We start from the raw sequence: 14,920 nt of genomic DNA, 5'->3' as shown, positions 1-14,920 counted from the left end.
TTTTGAAGCCGGTTTTTGTATACTGTTCTTCCGGAACGGGCGGAAACGGAACAAAATAAGGCAGGTCCTGCTATTATATGCTATTTTTTTTAGGCGAATTTGCCGATTGTATGATATACTGTTTATGTCAATTTTCTAAACTTGGGGTGACTATGTATAAAACAGAGCGAAAAATTTATTTTTCTATAATAAATACGATTGTATATCTTATTTCGCTGGGCTTTTCCGTACTTCTTGTTTCTCTGAACAGAGGTGAGCAGTCCTGGATTGTTCTTGCCGGAATTCCTGCCGTGCTGTTTCTTTCTTCTTTGATTATAACGTCTGTTTTGAGGAAAGTTGCCGATTCTTTTCTTTTTAAGAAAGACATTCTTGAAAGCGATACAAAATATCTTGGTGAGTTCATAGATCGGCTGCGCTTCTGCTATTCGTTTGATGATTTGTTCCAGGCGAATACTGATATTCTTGAGATGAAAGCTGATTGCAGCGTTCTCTTTATCGACCGTGAAAAAAATTATGTTCTATATAATAGCCCGAGCCGCATATCTTCCTATTATTCCGTGCGTGACAAATTGATGAGGAACTTTCCGCTTACATGGAAGGCAGGATTTTATTTTATCGGAAATACCTACGATGTTGTTTCTTCTTACAAAGCGGCGCGCGGCTTTATGATGTGCTACCAGAAATACCAGCTGTACGTGTTCTGCCGCTATACGCATTTGTATGACGTAGAGATTTATGACAGGCTTTATGAAGAATTCGTGCGCTTTATCTCGCGTACGAAAATCATTGAAGATTTATCAGAAATTTCTTCCCTTACAAAAGAGTGGGAGCAGCTTGCGGAAACGCAGATTTCGTTCCTTCCTCACAAAATGCCTGACATTCCGCACCTTAAGCTTGCAGCATATTACCGTCCGCTTGTAAACGTTTCCGGTGACTATTATTCTGTCCTTCCTATAGACAGTTCAAAGACGCTTCTGATGCTCGGCGACGTTTCCGGTAAAGGACTTCCTGCCGCCCTGATTATGGGTCTTGTAATGAATACCGTAAAGATTATGGAAGACAAGGAAGATCTTGTTTCTATGATTCGCGGTGTTGACAAGGCGATTAAGGGAATGCACCTTCAGGATAAATATACCGTTCTGTTCCTTGGGATTGTAGATACTGAAAAAATGAAAATTACGTATATCAATGCGTCTATGTCCGATCCGATTATTCTTTCGCGTTCCCCGGACGGCTATAGAATCAAGTCGCTTTCTTCAAATGCAAGTCTTGTCGGAATTATTGATATGGACGATGTTAAGGTTGCGGAACAGCGTCTTTTCCGCGGCGATATGATTTTGCTTGCGACGGACGGTGTTTCTGAGGTTATGGACGACAACGGTGTTGAGCTTGGTGATACTGACTTGTACCGCGAAACGCTTCAGTCAAGTGCTTCTAAATCTCCTCAGCAGTTTGTAGATGATATTGTAAGTCTGATTATGAAATACAATGGTGACAAGCGTCTGCACGATGACGTTACTATGATGGTTGCTAAGGTAGGTTGATATGACATTTATTATTCTGAATTTATTTCTTTCGCTGTTTTTTATCTTTGAAACTGTGCTGGCAGACCGCATAGAAAACAGAATTGATGACGGAACTAATCCTGCAATAGCAAATATCCTTATTCTTGCCGTCATAACCTGCCTTTATACGCTGTTTCTTGTGGTGCGTCCGTCTGTAACACCGGCGCTGTTTACTCTTCTTATGCGGATATGCTTCCTTCTTGAAGGATGTATGCTTGTAAACGTTATGTTCTGCTTTATTTACTATGCGTGGAAATATTCGTCCGGCATAACTTATACGCTTAAATTTTTTCTGTATATTGTGGCAGGATATTTTATATTCTTCCAGTTTAAAGAGATAAAAATAACTTCTGACGTCGGAATTCTTGTGCGCTCGAATTATCTGTTTAGCGGTGCTGCACGTACGTATTTTCCATGGACATGGTATTCTCTATACCGTTTTATTTTTGAATTTATGCTTCCGGCAATCGGCTGTCTTGTAATGCTTGTGCGCAACGAGATGAAAGCACAGAAACTTGACAGGCATCGCGGATATATATATACGCTGGGACTTGCTGCAACATGGCTTTTGACTGGCGGACTGTATTTGATTTCAAAAATATATCCGGGTTATACAATTCTGCATTATTATATGTATGTTCCGCTTATGATTATCCTTCCGTATGGTTCATGGGTGCAGTCAGCTCCTTCCGGAAGGAGTTTGGTTTCGTTCTTCCTGAAAGTTGTGTTTCTGTATATAATGCCGGCTGCCGTTCTTGGTGCGGCATTTATGCTTGTCTATTATTTGAACGAAACTTACGGCATTATGGTGGCGGCTATTGGTCTTGCAGTTGTCTTTGCAGCCTGCTTCCTTGTAAATATGATTTATAAACCGCTCAAAAACAGTAAATTTTTTCATTCTTCTGATTATGCACAGGCATTTGAAAAAGACCTTGCTTCTATTGATTATAGCGGCGAAATGGATGAAATTGCTGACCAGATGTTCGGCATTTTCAACAGAAACGCAGAAGCTTCTTCTATGGCTGTTTACATCAACGGCGGAAATGCAACTTTTGAGAATGCCTATACGTCTAACGGAAAAAAATACAAGATTGACAGTTATGAAATTCTGTTTGAATCTTTGCTGAACATAGGGCGTAACGTTGTAATATTTACAGAAGTCGAAACTGTGCACGCTCTTTCTCCGTTCAAGAAGGAACTTCAGGATTTCTTTAAAAAGACTGAGGCAGATGCGCTGTTCATTTTGAATGAAGGTCGTGACGTTCACGGAATTATCATTCTTGGAATGAAAGCCGGTAATGACCATTACAAAGAATACGACCTGAGCATCTTTACAAAACTGTATTCGTACTTCTTCGTATTCGGTTATTATATGCGGAATATTTCGAACAAGGAAATTATCGGTACTGTAAACCGGGAACTCCGTATGTCCGCCCAGATTATTACTTCCATTCAGGAAAATATGGATGCGGTAAAAAATCCGCGTCTTGATGCCGGATGTATAATGGTTCCGGCGCATAATATCGGCGGTGAATTTGTTGATATGATTCGCCTTACGGATTCTCGCCACCTGTTTGTAATGGGTGACTTAAGCGGTAAGGGTATTGCGGCAAGTATGAGTATGGTCATCCTTAAGGCGATTATCCGCGCATATCTTGAGGAAACGCACGACTTTAAGCAGCTTGTCGTAAAAGTAAATAAATTTATCCGCTATAATCTGCAGAAAGGTACGATTTTTGCCGGTATGTTTGCAATCATTAATTTTGAAAATGATACTATGTACTATATAAACTGCGGTATTCCGGCGATGTTCCTTTATACAGAGGCGTACAATAACGTCATTGAAATTCAGGGAAGCGGTCATATTCTTGGCTTTGTAAACGACATTTCGCCTTATATTTCTGTAAAGCAGATAAAGCTGCACAAGAACGACATTGTTCTTGCCTGTACCGACGGTCTTATTGAGTCGCACTCTTTGCGCGGCGAACAGTTCGGAAAAGACAGAATCCAGCGGCTTATGGTAGCAAATGCGATGTATCCGGCACAGCGTATGGCTCAGTTTGAACACGATGAACTTATGCGCTTTATGTCTCATGAAATGGAAGACGACGTAAGCGTTCTTGTAATGAAATATCTCAGTTCTATTGAATCTGAGATAGAAGAAGCAAGGGCTATAAAAGAAGAGTTTATGGCGAGTATGGAACAGGAAACTGACGCTGCGGAAATGCTTGATGCTGCCGAGTTTGTTGAAGACGTGCCGGATGCTGATGAAATCATTTCGGACAATGTTTAGTCTTTTGAAACTGGAATAGAATAGAACAAAGAACAGGAGTCTGTACGTATGGAACAATTGACTGTTACACGAAAAGAAGGCGCTGACTATATTCTTTTTGAACTTAGCGGTGCGTTCAATGCCTATACTGCCGTTAATATTCAGACAAAACTGTATGAAACGATAGAAAAGCAGAATGTTGTGCTTGATCTGGCAAATGTCGTAGAACTTGACGCCTCTGCGCTTGGTGTTATTATGGCAGCACATAATGATGCCGAGGAGTATCACACAAAATTGTATTTGATGTCGCTTTCAAATGAGGCGGACAAGGCAATTTTGTCTACGGGCTTTAAGGAACTTTTCAGGATTATAAATTCTGTTACCGAGGTCGTGTAGAATGCGTATTTTAAGTGCATTTTTTGCCATATTCGTATTGTTTGCCGGGTGCAGTAAGTCTGCAAGTGCACGAGGAACTGGTGCTGTTCATTTTGAGGTGACGGATGCAGTTCCGCTTCTGCAGGAGGAAAAAGATTCTGGTGTTTCGCCGGAAGTGATTAAATTGCAGAATGTTCTTAACTTGATGTCGGAGCGTTTTAAGGCAGAAGTTACTGTTTCTAAGAGTGATGAAAAACTCTTTTTGCAGGATTTGAATGATGTTTTGCAGGAAGAATCTTCGTTTAGAAGTGATGACCTTTCGGTTCTATACCTGATTGATAAAAAACACAGCGTTTCGTCGGCGTATGTTCCAAAAGATTTAGTTCCGCTTGGAAAAAATCCGCTTTTCAACATAAACAGGAACGATTTGAGCCTGCGTCCGGATGCGTATTCTGCGCTTAATGAACTTGCTGGTGCAGCGCAGAAAGACGGAATTACGCTTCTTGTAAGTTCTACATATCGCTCGTATGATTACCAGAAAAATTTGTTTGAAAAATGGGTCAGGATTGACGGTCTTGAAGAAGCCGAGCGTGAAAGCGCACGTCCGGGAACAAGCCAGCATCAGCTTGGAAGTGCAATAGATTTTGGCTCTATTACAGACGATTTTGCAGAAACGGAAATGGGGCAGTGGATTTATGAAAATGCTTCTGACTACGGCTGGTCGCTTTCTTTTCCGAATGGGTATGAAGATGTTACTGGTTACCGCTGGGAATGCTGGCATTTCCGCTATATAGGAAAAACTGCCTGTAAATTCCAGAACAAATGGTTTTGCGGAGTACAGCAGTATATGCTTGAATTTATAGACGCATGGAAAAAGGCGTGAAATAACCTGCAAAAAAAAGCAGTACTGAAAAGTACTGCTTTTTTTTATATTCAATGTTTAAAACAATCCTCAATAACCAGTCCTGCAAAAATCTATTTTGCTACAAAGTTTACGAGCTTGTCTTTTACGACTACTGATTTTACAATCTGCTTGCCTTCAAGGAATTTCTTTGCACCCTCGTCATTTTTTGCCATTTCGATAAGGACATCGTCGGCAGAACCGCTTGGTGCCTGAAATTTTCCGCGGAGCTTGCCGTTCACCATAACGACAATAGTTTTCTCGTCATCTTTAAGGTATTCTTCGTTGAATGCAGGCCATTTTTCGTAAGCAATCGTTTTGTCATTGCCAAGCTTCTGCCACAGTTCTTCGCCGATGTGAGGAGCGTAAACGCTCAGGATTTTTACAAAATCGCTCCACATTGCACGCGGAATTGATTCCATCTTGCTAAGGTCGTTTACAAAAATCATCATCTGGCTTATTGCCGTGTTAAAGTTCAGAGTGTTTGTATCGTTCGTGACTTTGCTGATTGTCTGCGCAAATGATTTTCTGAGTGCAACAAGTTTTTCGTCCGTAAGGTGACCTGTTATGTCTATGTCTGAAAGCGGTTTTTCACTCAAGCTCCAGACTTTTTCAAGGAATCGGTGAATTCCGATAATTCCCTGCGTGTTCCAAGGCTTACTCATTGTAAGAGGTCCCATAAACATTTCGTACATGCGAACAGAGTCTGCGCCGTACTGCTTGATTTCGTCATCCGGGTTTACTACGTTCTTGAGCGACTTTGACATTTTTGCTACTACCTGCTCAAGTTTTTCGCCGGTTGCCTTTTCGTACCAAAGACCGTCCGAATGCTGTTCAACTTCATCTACAGGAACAAGCGTTTTGTTTTTGCGCTGGTATGCAAAAGATGTAATCATTCCCTGATTTACAAGTCGCTGGAACGGTTCTTTTGTTGAAACTAATCCCAAATCGTACAGTACCTTGTGCCAGAAACGCGCGTACAGAAGGTGAAGGACGGCATGTTCCGCTCCGCCTACGTACAAATCTACCGGCATCCAGTAGTTTTCCGCTTCTTTTGAACAGAATGCACTGTTGTTTTTCGGGTCAAGATAGCGAAGGTAGTACCAGCATGAACCGCCCCACTGAGGCATTGTGTTTGTTTCGCGCCTTGCTTTTCCGCCGCATTTAGGGCAGGTGCAGTTTACCCAACTCTCAATTCCGGCAAGCGGACTTTCGCCCGTACCTGTAGGCTGATAGGATTTTACGTTTGGAAGTTCAAGTGGCAGTTCTTCTTCCGGAACAGGAACTATTCCGCATTTTTCGCAGTGAACAAGAGGAATCGGCTCTCCCCAGTAGCGCTGGCGGCTGAAAATCCAGTCGCGCAGTTTGTAGTTTACGGCTTTTTTACCAATTTTCTTTTCTTCAAGGAACTCAAGCATTTTTTCTATTGCGTCTTTTTTATTAAGACCGTCAAGGAATTCTGAGTTTACGTGAATTCCGTCCTGAGTCCACGGCTGTTCCTGAACGTTTACGTCAGACTTTAATACTTCAATTATAGGAAGGTTGAATTTTTTTGCAAATTCCCAGTCGCGGTCATCGTGTGCAGGAACTGCCATAATTGCACCCGTTCCATAAGAAATAAGGACGTAATCTGCAATCCATACAGGAATGAGCTTTCCGTTTACAGGATTGATTGCGTAGCTTCCGCTGAAAACGCCTGTCTTGTCCTTGTTCAAATCTGTCCGTTCAAGGTCAGATTTTTTTGCAGAAAGTTCAACATATTCTTCAACAAAAGCTTTCTGTTCCGGCGTAGTAAGCTGCTTTACAAGCGGGTGTTCCGGAGAAACAACCATATATGTTGCGCCGAACAGCGTATCACAGCGCGTTGTGTATACAGTAAGCTTCTGGTCAGTCGGCTTACCGTCCTTGTCTGCAATGGTGAACGTAACTTCCGCACCGGTAGATTTTCCAATCCAGTTGCGCTGCATAAGCTTTACGCTTTCAGGCCAGTCAAGCGTGTCTAAATCTTCAAGCAGCCTGTCTGCATAGGCTGTAATTTTTAAAACCCACTGGCGGATTGTTTTATGCGTAACCTGAGTTCCGCAGCGGTCGCATTTTCCTTCCTTTACTTCCTCGTTTGCAAGACCGGTTTTGCAGCTCGGACACCAGTTTATCGGCGTGTTGCTTTCGTAGGCAAGTCCGCGCTTGAAAAGCTGAAGGAAAATCCACTGCGTCCATTTGTAATAGCTTGAGTCACAGGTAGAAACGCATCTGTCCCAGTCATAGCTGAATCCGAGTGATTTTATCTGTTTTGTAAAATGTTCGATGTTTGCGTTTGTTGTTGTTGCCGGATGAGTTCCTGTTTTTATGGCGTAATTTTCTGCAGGAAGTCCGAATGCATCGTATCCCATTGGGTGAAGGACGTTGTATCCGTTCATGCGCAGGTAACGGCAGTAAATATCTGTTGCGGTGTAGCCCTCCGGGTGACCTACGTGCAGTCCTGCTGCGGAAGGATAAGGGAACATATCAAGAACATACATGCGTTTTTCTTTTGGAAACGACGCATCTTCTCTTACTTTAAAAGTCTTGTTTTCTTCCCAATATTTCTGCCATTTAGGCTCGATTGATTCAAACGGATATTTTGACATATTATGCCTCTGAATAGATTTTTTACATTCTGAAAAAACATTTGCTTTTTCGGAACGTATCATTGAATATTTTGGTAATTTAGTATTATATAAAATAACGTCAAAGTTTACAATTATTTGAGAGGTTGTTTAAACCTTAAAGGAGAAGTGTTTAGCTGGAGTTTATATAAAACGCATGGAGTTTTTAATGAAGGCTGGCAGATTTATTATTGTATTTTCCACTTTTTTTCTATTGTTTTCATCGTGTGAACAGGAACTTCTTGACTCCCCGTCATTCAATACGCGTGGGTCTTATTCTACAGGGCAGATTGCTCCTCCTGCAAACGTTTCTGCAACGCAAGGCGGATACCGGTCGGTTACGCTTTCGTGGGAACCGTCAAAGGCGGCGCGGCAGTATTTTATCTATTCCAGTAGCAGTTCTACCGGTACGTTTACAAAATTTGCAGAAACCTCTGATGCTTCTGCTTTTTTTACATATAAAGAAGACTCTGGTGTTTTAAAGTATTATCGTGTTACGGCTGTTGATTACTACGGTACGGAGTCTGCTTTTAGTGCGCTGTGTTATGGTTCAACGCTTTCTGCTCCTGTTATAACTAAAATTGCAAAAGATTCTAGCGGAACGGCAGTAACAGTGTATTGGTATGGAGGAGCAAACTGTTTTGAAAGTACTTATTTGAATTCTTTGTGCTATGAAATACTTTTGTTTGACGTTGACGGAACGACTGTTCTTAAAGAGGTGGTTGCTGACGGAACGGAAAGTTCCTGTACGTTTACAAATCTTGTTGCAAATAAACAATATTATTTTCAGGTAAAGGCATACATAAAGTCTAATCAGGATGAAAGTCATACAGAAATGAGCGACAAGGTGAACGAAAGTACTGCACACAGGCTTATTCCTGATGCTCCGGCAGAACTTACTGTTTCTAAAGGTGTAAGTCAGGACGGCATTCTTCTTTCCTGGAAACTTCCTTCATCCGTAGACGTAAAATCCGGGGCAGATTATATTCCGCATCCTGTATATTTTAAGGTTTTGAGAAAGGAACTGTCTGAGCCTGATGAAGCATATAAGCCGATTTCAACATATATAGGCGTTGTAAAAGGAAAGGACTCAAACTTAGAAAAAAAACTGGAAGCATCTGAATACAGGATAAATTGTGCGGAAGGTACTGCTTTTACTGTAGATAGTGAAGGAACGGAAATTGCCACAGATATTATCACAGTAACAAAACCTGGTGATGCAGAAGAGCAGACGAATCAGTATTATCCTGAATATATTTCCGGTTCTACAATTACATTTAAAGATAAGACGGAAGTAAAAATCGGAAAACAGTATACGTATGCCGTTCAGTCTTATACCGATGATAACGGTTCAAAACTTATGACATCTTCTGATTCCATTGCCGTTGACAGCGGATGGCTTATAACAAATCCGTCGCTTAAAATGATGTCTGAACCTCATTACGCTGATGATGCTAAGACTGAGATTTCTGAAGTGACGGTTTCTTTTACGGCAGATTTTGAAGATTTTGGACTGACTGGTACATATAAGTATGTCCTGTATGAAAGTTTCTATAAAATGGATTTTAAGACTGATGAGCAGATTGGAAGTAAATCTGAACTTAAAGAAATATGCGCATTTGATTCCATAAATGACATTCTGGGATATACAAAAACTTACGCAACGGAAGAGAATTATTACTATTATTATATGTATGAGCTGAAAATCTGCTCAAGTGCCGACAGGTCACTCGTGTATAATTCTGTAAAAGCACCTGGTTCTGTTCTTGTTGTAAAGGATGCGTCAAAGCAGCCTGTGATTGAAAACTTTAAGGCAGAAGGCGGTTACACAGAGTATTTCAAACTGTCATGGTCATACAATGAAATGTATGCCTATACGCTTAAGTGGAAAAATACAGATAAAAACGAACTGGTAACAGACGAAAATACGCTTGATTTGCTTGCCGATGACGAAAATATGACGATAACTGAAGACAACGGTAAAAAAACTGCGGTATATATTCATCCTGCAAAAAACGGCGACAGACGCGAATATACTCTTACTGCCTATAACGGTATGACGGATACTGAAACAGCAAGTGAGGTAAAAACCCTAAAAATTCCAGACCTGTCTTTTTCGTCCGTTTCTTATGACAAAATAGAAGTTTCATGGGATAAGGATGACGTTTCGAACGGAACGTACACGGTAACAGCGCATTACGATGATGAGCCTGAAAATAATCTTGTAACTTCTGTTCCGACAATCACCAAAAGTGACAGTCGTATTACTTGTACCATTGATAAACCTTACGGCTATGACGACCCGGAAAAAAGCGGCAGACCGATAACGCTTTCTGTTTCTACTGCAAGCTTTACATCTGGCAATGAACCTTCTGATGAAAAAGAAAAGAAAGATAAGACAGCCGTTGCAAATATAACTGTCTGCACTCTTGGCCCGGCTCTTACGGGAACTGTAATAGAAGAATCAGATAAAGACAGCATTCTGGTTCAGTGGAATGAAGTGCAGGGAGCGTCTGGCTATAAAATCTACCGTACAAAATACGCTTCTAACGGCACAGGAGACTGGACTCCTGAAAAGGTTGACGTTTATTATAAAGATGCAGGAACTTCCGGAGAATTCAGAATTTCTGAAGGTGAAGGTACTATTGGTAAAAAAACAACCTGCACTTCTACTGCCGGAGTATATACGCTGCGTGATGCGTATGCAGATTCTTATGACGATACAAATCCATATTCAGTAAACCAGTCGCAGATTGCATGGGGACTTCCTTACAGTTATACAGTCATTCCTGTGCTTTCTGAAAACGATTTTTCCGGCGGTGATATAATAGATGCAAAATTTGTACTTTTTTCTAAAGACAGCAAAGGTGCATATACCGGCGGTGACGGAATTGGTGCTTTTGCAGATAAAGTAAAAGGTTCTGCCTTCGGCTACGGTCTTAATTTAAATGCTTCAAAGGCTTCTGATACAAAAAATGTTAGCATAATATGGACTGAACCGTACGGTTCTGCCGATAAAGTTCCGTATTTATACAGGCGTTCATATAACGATAATAATCCGGTATGGAGCAAAGTTCCTGTTGAATTATATGATGTATCAAACAACAACTGGATTGAATTTCATGTAAATGAGGATGATTCAGACAGGTGCAATCCATTTGACTATCTTGTTTCTTATGATCCTCAGACAGTTTCTTCCGTTCATAATTCATTTATTAAAGAAATTGAAAGAAATGAAAATCTTGACGAAAACGGTGAACGTGCATGCAAGGGCTATGCGTTTACTTTACCGGGAATTACTGCAAAAACAGGTACTGGATATTCTGAAGAAGTTTACTGGGAAGCATACGATTATTCTAAGCGTGCGCAAGGACCTGAATCTTACGAAATCTTTATGCGGAACGACAATAAGAAAGACGACTGGGTTAAGATTTGTACGCTTAAAGCCGGTAACAATTCACAGAATGCAACGCTGAATGCAGAAACTGTTAATAAAGAAATATATGATATAGACCTTGACTTTACAGGCCTGTCGTTTACAGTGCAGCCTTCCGGCATTGCATCTGGAAACGCTTCAAATACAAACGGACTTTTAAAAGTCCTTCGCGATGCAAAGCATTACTACAAGATTGAGGCGGTCCGGAAAGTCGGTGGAACGACGGATATCCGTGCGTCATACGGAGATGATAAGTCCGTGTATGCGTACAGGCAGATTACTGATGAGGAGCTGGTAAAGAGCGTTAGTTTGATTATGGCGGATGCTTTCAACTCCACTTCGGAAAATACTACAACATATGGTAGTAAAGGAAGTCTTTGGTGGAGTGGAGAATATGTGTCGTGGTCAACTCCTATAAGATATGCATTAAAATATAAGATAAGTGATTATTTACATAAGTGGAAAAATTTGCCGTTATTAAACGAGTCTGTTCCAGCTTATTTTGTACTTTCTGATTCAACGGATGAGGATAGAGGAAAGGCTGCTGATAAGAAACCAAGTTTTTTCTGTTATAAAGAAAATAAAAGTTTTGATAAATCAAAACTTATTCCTATAACTGTAACCGGAACTATAGATTTGAAGTCATACTCTGGCATTTATAAATTTGCACTGTCAGATTCTGAGTTTAATGTTGAAATATGGAGAGACAACGAAAGAACATTTAGTAAATATGTTACAGGCGATGAATTGAAATATTGGTCTCCGATGAAAATTGCTGGTAACGGCTATAACGGAGATAATTCTTCTTACGGCTGGTGGGAGGACTGATATGAAAAAACTACCTGTTGTATTGTTTTTTGCAATTGAGGCATTCAGTCTTTCTTCCTGTGCAGATTTTTTTCAGGGCAAAGTTCCTATGGACACATCAAAGGAAGACCTTTCAAGCCTGTATGACCTTCTTACTCCGCCGGTAAAAATTACTTCTCTTGATGCGCCGTCTGAACTGTATGCATCCAGAGGTCTGTATGCCGGAAAAATCTCCGTTTCCTGGTCTGCGGTAGAAAATGCGACTTCCTACCAGCTGGAACGCGCCGTTGTTAAAGAGCCTTCTCCGGACGGAACGTGGAAACTCCCTGACGAGTCTGAATTTGAAGTAATAAACAGTTTTGTCTATGGAACGACTTATACGGACGTAATTCTGCAAAATCCGCTGTATTCAAGTCTTGAATCCGGATATCGGTATTATTACCGTGTTATGGCACAGAATCTTGCAAAAGGATATGAGTCAAGTCCTTACTATCCTGATTATGAAGTACATAAGGAAAAAGACGAAAACGGAAATGTCATCAATGAGTATGTTCCTGCCAATCCGGAAATTTTCGGCTGTCTTTTTAAAGCTCCGTCTGAAGTAGAAGCAGATAAAGGAAAATCATCTGATTCTATTTCACTTACATGGAATCCTGTAAGCGGGGTTGCAAAATATCTTATTTACCGCGGAGAAAAAGAGAACGGTACAGATTCTGTATATATCGATGAAGTGTTCGGCAGTGAAACGTCGTATACAAATACAGTTCTTCCGTCCGAGCAGGGCGTAGAGTTCTACTATAAAATATATGCGCAGAATGCAAACGGCGAACGTTCTCCTGCAAGTTCCCTTGCAATGGGCTATTCGCTTGTAGAAGGTGCGCCTGTTGCTCCTGAAAAGGTGTATGTTGATAACGGTCTGGGAACGAGCAGCAGTTCCATAACTGTAAAATGGGATGAAGTTACAGGTGCAGGGAATATTTCATACGCTTTGTACCGTACAAGTTCCATTGATTCGTCATACAGGCTTCTGAAAAAAGGACTTACAGTCAGGGAATTCAAGGATTCTACGGCTGCATCAGGGCTTTACTATTACTACTTTGTACAGGTTTCTTCCGAGCAGGACGGCACGGTTTTGAAAAGTGCGTTTAGTGACAGCGGAAAAACATCTGATTTTCCTGCATTAGGATTTCTTTTAAGTCCGCCGTCTTCTGTTGAGGTATGCGATTCTTCAAAAGGAAGTAGTTATGTCTGCGTACGCTGGAAACCTGCCATAAATGTGTCGGATGAAAAAGCGCAGATTGATTATTCGTATAATATCCGCGTGGATTCTTCTGCGGACGGATATTTTGGTGATGTTGCAGTTTCCGAAACAAAAGGTGAACTTGATTCAGACGGTTTCCTTTTCTGCGATGTTCCTGTTACTTCCGGGTGGGATTATTTTGCCGTTACTACTGTGAATGCAGACGGAACAGATAAGGAAAGCAAAAAAAGTACTGTTGTTGCGCCTGTTCCTGATGCGCCGGAAAAAGTCTATGCAACGAAGACTGCCGGCAGGGAAACATTCAAAAAATTGATTGAAGAAAAGGGCGGTGCATTTGACGAATCTGAGTGGTCACCGAATAAAAATGAAGTTTATCCTATCCTTGTTACCTGGTCTGCAAGCGAAAAGGCTGCCGGTTACGATATATACCGCTCTATAAAACCGGAGTCCGGCTTTAAGAAAATAAACGATTTTGCCGTTACCGGCTTGTACTATCTTGATGCGTACAGTGCGGCAAAATCAGGCACATTCTACTATTATAAAGTCTATCCGCTCAATACGCTTGGACAGGGAACAAAGTCAAACGACCCGGAAAATGATGTTGAACATAATGCACGCGGTTACGGAGCTTTAACTCGCGAGCAGTGGTTCAGGGAATACAACAAGACTGTAAAAAGTTCTCAGTCAAAGCTTACTCTTATGCACAAGGCAAGTGACCTTGATAAAGTCGGTTCTGAAACGATTTCCGGTGATATAAGCGGCTCTCTTTCGTACAAGGCGGCAGTCGTCGGGCTTGGTGCGGAAATTACAATGCACTATGAAAATTTTGCGGATAAATTCATTTCTGATGACAGCGCGCTCGGAATAAAATTCGTACTTCAGGGAAATACTGACACAACTTCCAATATGAGCGCGAACGGTCATATGCACGAAGCGGTACATTGCTATGCAAAATTGATTGACGTTACCGATGCTTCGGCTGTGAAAGAGGCGTTTGGAAAATTAACGGACGGACAGCGCGCCGCAATTTCGACAACAGGCGACAGGCAGTATCTTTGCGGTATGTATCCGGGAAAAGCCGTTTATGACAACCTTGAAATTAAGGGTGGAGCAGCCGCCGGCGGATGGTACGGAGTAGAAACGTATGAACTTGACCATACGTCAGGCTCTGCAGGAACGGTTGTTCTTGCAGAAGATAAAGTAGACTGGATGGTAGGAGAGGAATGACGGCGTTTTTTTCTGCCGGAGGATTTTGATATGAGAAATATATTTTTGATTTGTAACTATGATTTTATGGGGCTTTTGCGAAAGGGAATGATTGCTGTTCTTGCTGCTGTTGCGGCAGTTTTTCTTTCAGCCTGCTATGAACCTTCTCCGCTGTACGGAAAATGGGCAGATAACTACGGAAACCAGATTACGTTTATTTCAGACGGAACGTTTGTCGCAAAAATCTTTACGTCTGATGCAGACGAAAGTGCAGTTGTCTATCAGGGGGACTATTCTGTTATAGATAATGTTCTTGTTTTTTCCGTGTCGGACGGAAATTCAATCAATACGGAATGGGATATACGCGGTTCGATGCTGTATTTGGAATGGGCAGTTTCTGAAAACAGGACGAAGCAGCTTACGCTGTATCACGTTTCTAAATAAAGTGCAGG

The 14,920-nt window shown here is 41.4% G+C and carries 8 protein-coding genes; 7 read left to right on the top strand and 1 reads right to left on the bottom strand.

Going from position 1 to position 14,920, the window contains the following annotated elements:
* Nucleotides 1–152: 152 nt before the first annotated feature.
* Genes B5D55_RS02045 through B5D55_RS02030 form a run of 4 tightly spaced genes read left to right on the top strand, consistent with a single transcriptional unit; the run spans nucleotide 153 to nucleotide 5,095 of the window.
* Nucleotides 153–1,544, top strand: coding sequence for a PP2C family protein-serine/threonine phosphatase (locus B5D55_RS02045; protein WP_078932330.1), 1,392 nt, complete (start codon nucleotides 153–155; stop codon nucleotides 1,542–1,544).
* Between the two features lies 1 nt (nucleotide 1,545).
* Entirely contained in the window at nucleotides 1,546–3,858 is a 2,313-nt protein-coding gene (locus tag B5D55_RS02040) for a PP2C family protein-serine/threonine phosphatase (protein WP_078932329.1), read from the top strand.
* Nucleotides 3,859–3,906: 48 nt separating this feature from the next.
* Complete coding sequence (locus B5D55_RS02035; protein ID WP_078932328.1) at nucleotides 3,907–4,233, top strand: STAS domain-containing protein; 327 nt, start codon at nucleotides 3,907–3,909, stop codon at nucleotides 4,231–4,233.
* A 1-nt stretch (nucleotide 4,234) separates the two neighbouring features.
* Nucleotides 4,235–5,095, top strand: coding sequence for a M15 family metallopeptidase (locus B5D55_RS02030; RefSeq protein ID WP_078932327.1), 861 nt, complete (start codon nucleotides 4,235–4,237; stop codon nucleotides 5,093–5,095).
* 92 nt (nucleotides 5,096–5,187) lie between these two features.
* Here B5D55_RS02030 and leuS read toward each other — a convergent pair whose 3' ends face one another.
* Nucleotides 5,188–7,740: a leucine--tRNA ligase gene (gene leuS, locus B5D55_RS02025; RefSeq protein ID WP_078932501.1), complete on the bottom strand. Its 2,553-nt coding sequence runs from the start codon at nucleotides 7,738–7,740 to the stop codon at nucleotides 5,188–5,190.
* A gap of 187 nt (nucleotides 7,741–7,927) precedes the next feature.
* On the opposite strand from leuS, the gene B5D55_RS02020 reads away from it, so the two are divergent.
* Genes B5D55_RS02020 through B5D55_RS02010 form a run of 3 tightly spaced genes read left to right on the top strand, consistent with a single transcriptional unit; the run spans nucleotide 7,928 to nucleotide 14,912 of the window.
* Nucleotides 7,928–12,022, top strand: a complete 4,095-nt coding sequence (locus B5D55_RS02020; protein WP_078932326.1) for a fibronectin type III domain-containing protein — start codon at nucleotides 7,928–7,930, stop codon at nucleotides 12,020–12,022.
* A 1-nt stretch (nucleotide 12,023) separates the two neighbouring features.
* Nucleotides 12,024–14,489 carry a fibronectin type III domain-containing protein gene (locus tag B5D55_RS02015; protein ID WP_078932325.1) on the top strand — a complete coding sequence of 822 codons (2,466 nt, stop codon included), beginning with the start codon at nucleotides 12,024–12,026 and terminating at the stop codon, nucleotides 14,487–14,489.
* Between the two features lie 30 nt (nucleotides 14,490–14,519).
* Nucleotides 14,520–14,912, top strand: a complete 393-nt coding sequence (locus tag B5D55_RS02010; RefSeq protein ID WP_078932324.1) for a hypothetical protein — start codon at nucleotides 14,520–14,522, stop codon at nucleotides 14,910–14,912.
* The last annotated feature ends 8 nt before the right edge of the window (nucleotides 14,913–14,920 follow it).

This window comes from Treponema porcinum, assembly GCF_900167145.1.
Classification (GTDB): Bacteria; Spirochaetota; Spirochaetia; order Treponematales; family Treponemataceae; genus Treponema_D; species Treponema_D porcinum.
The sequence above is the reverse complement of the archived record's forward strand: the minus strand, read 5'-3'. Positions and strand labels throughout refer to the sequence as shown.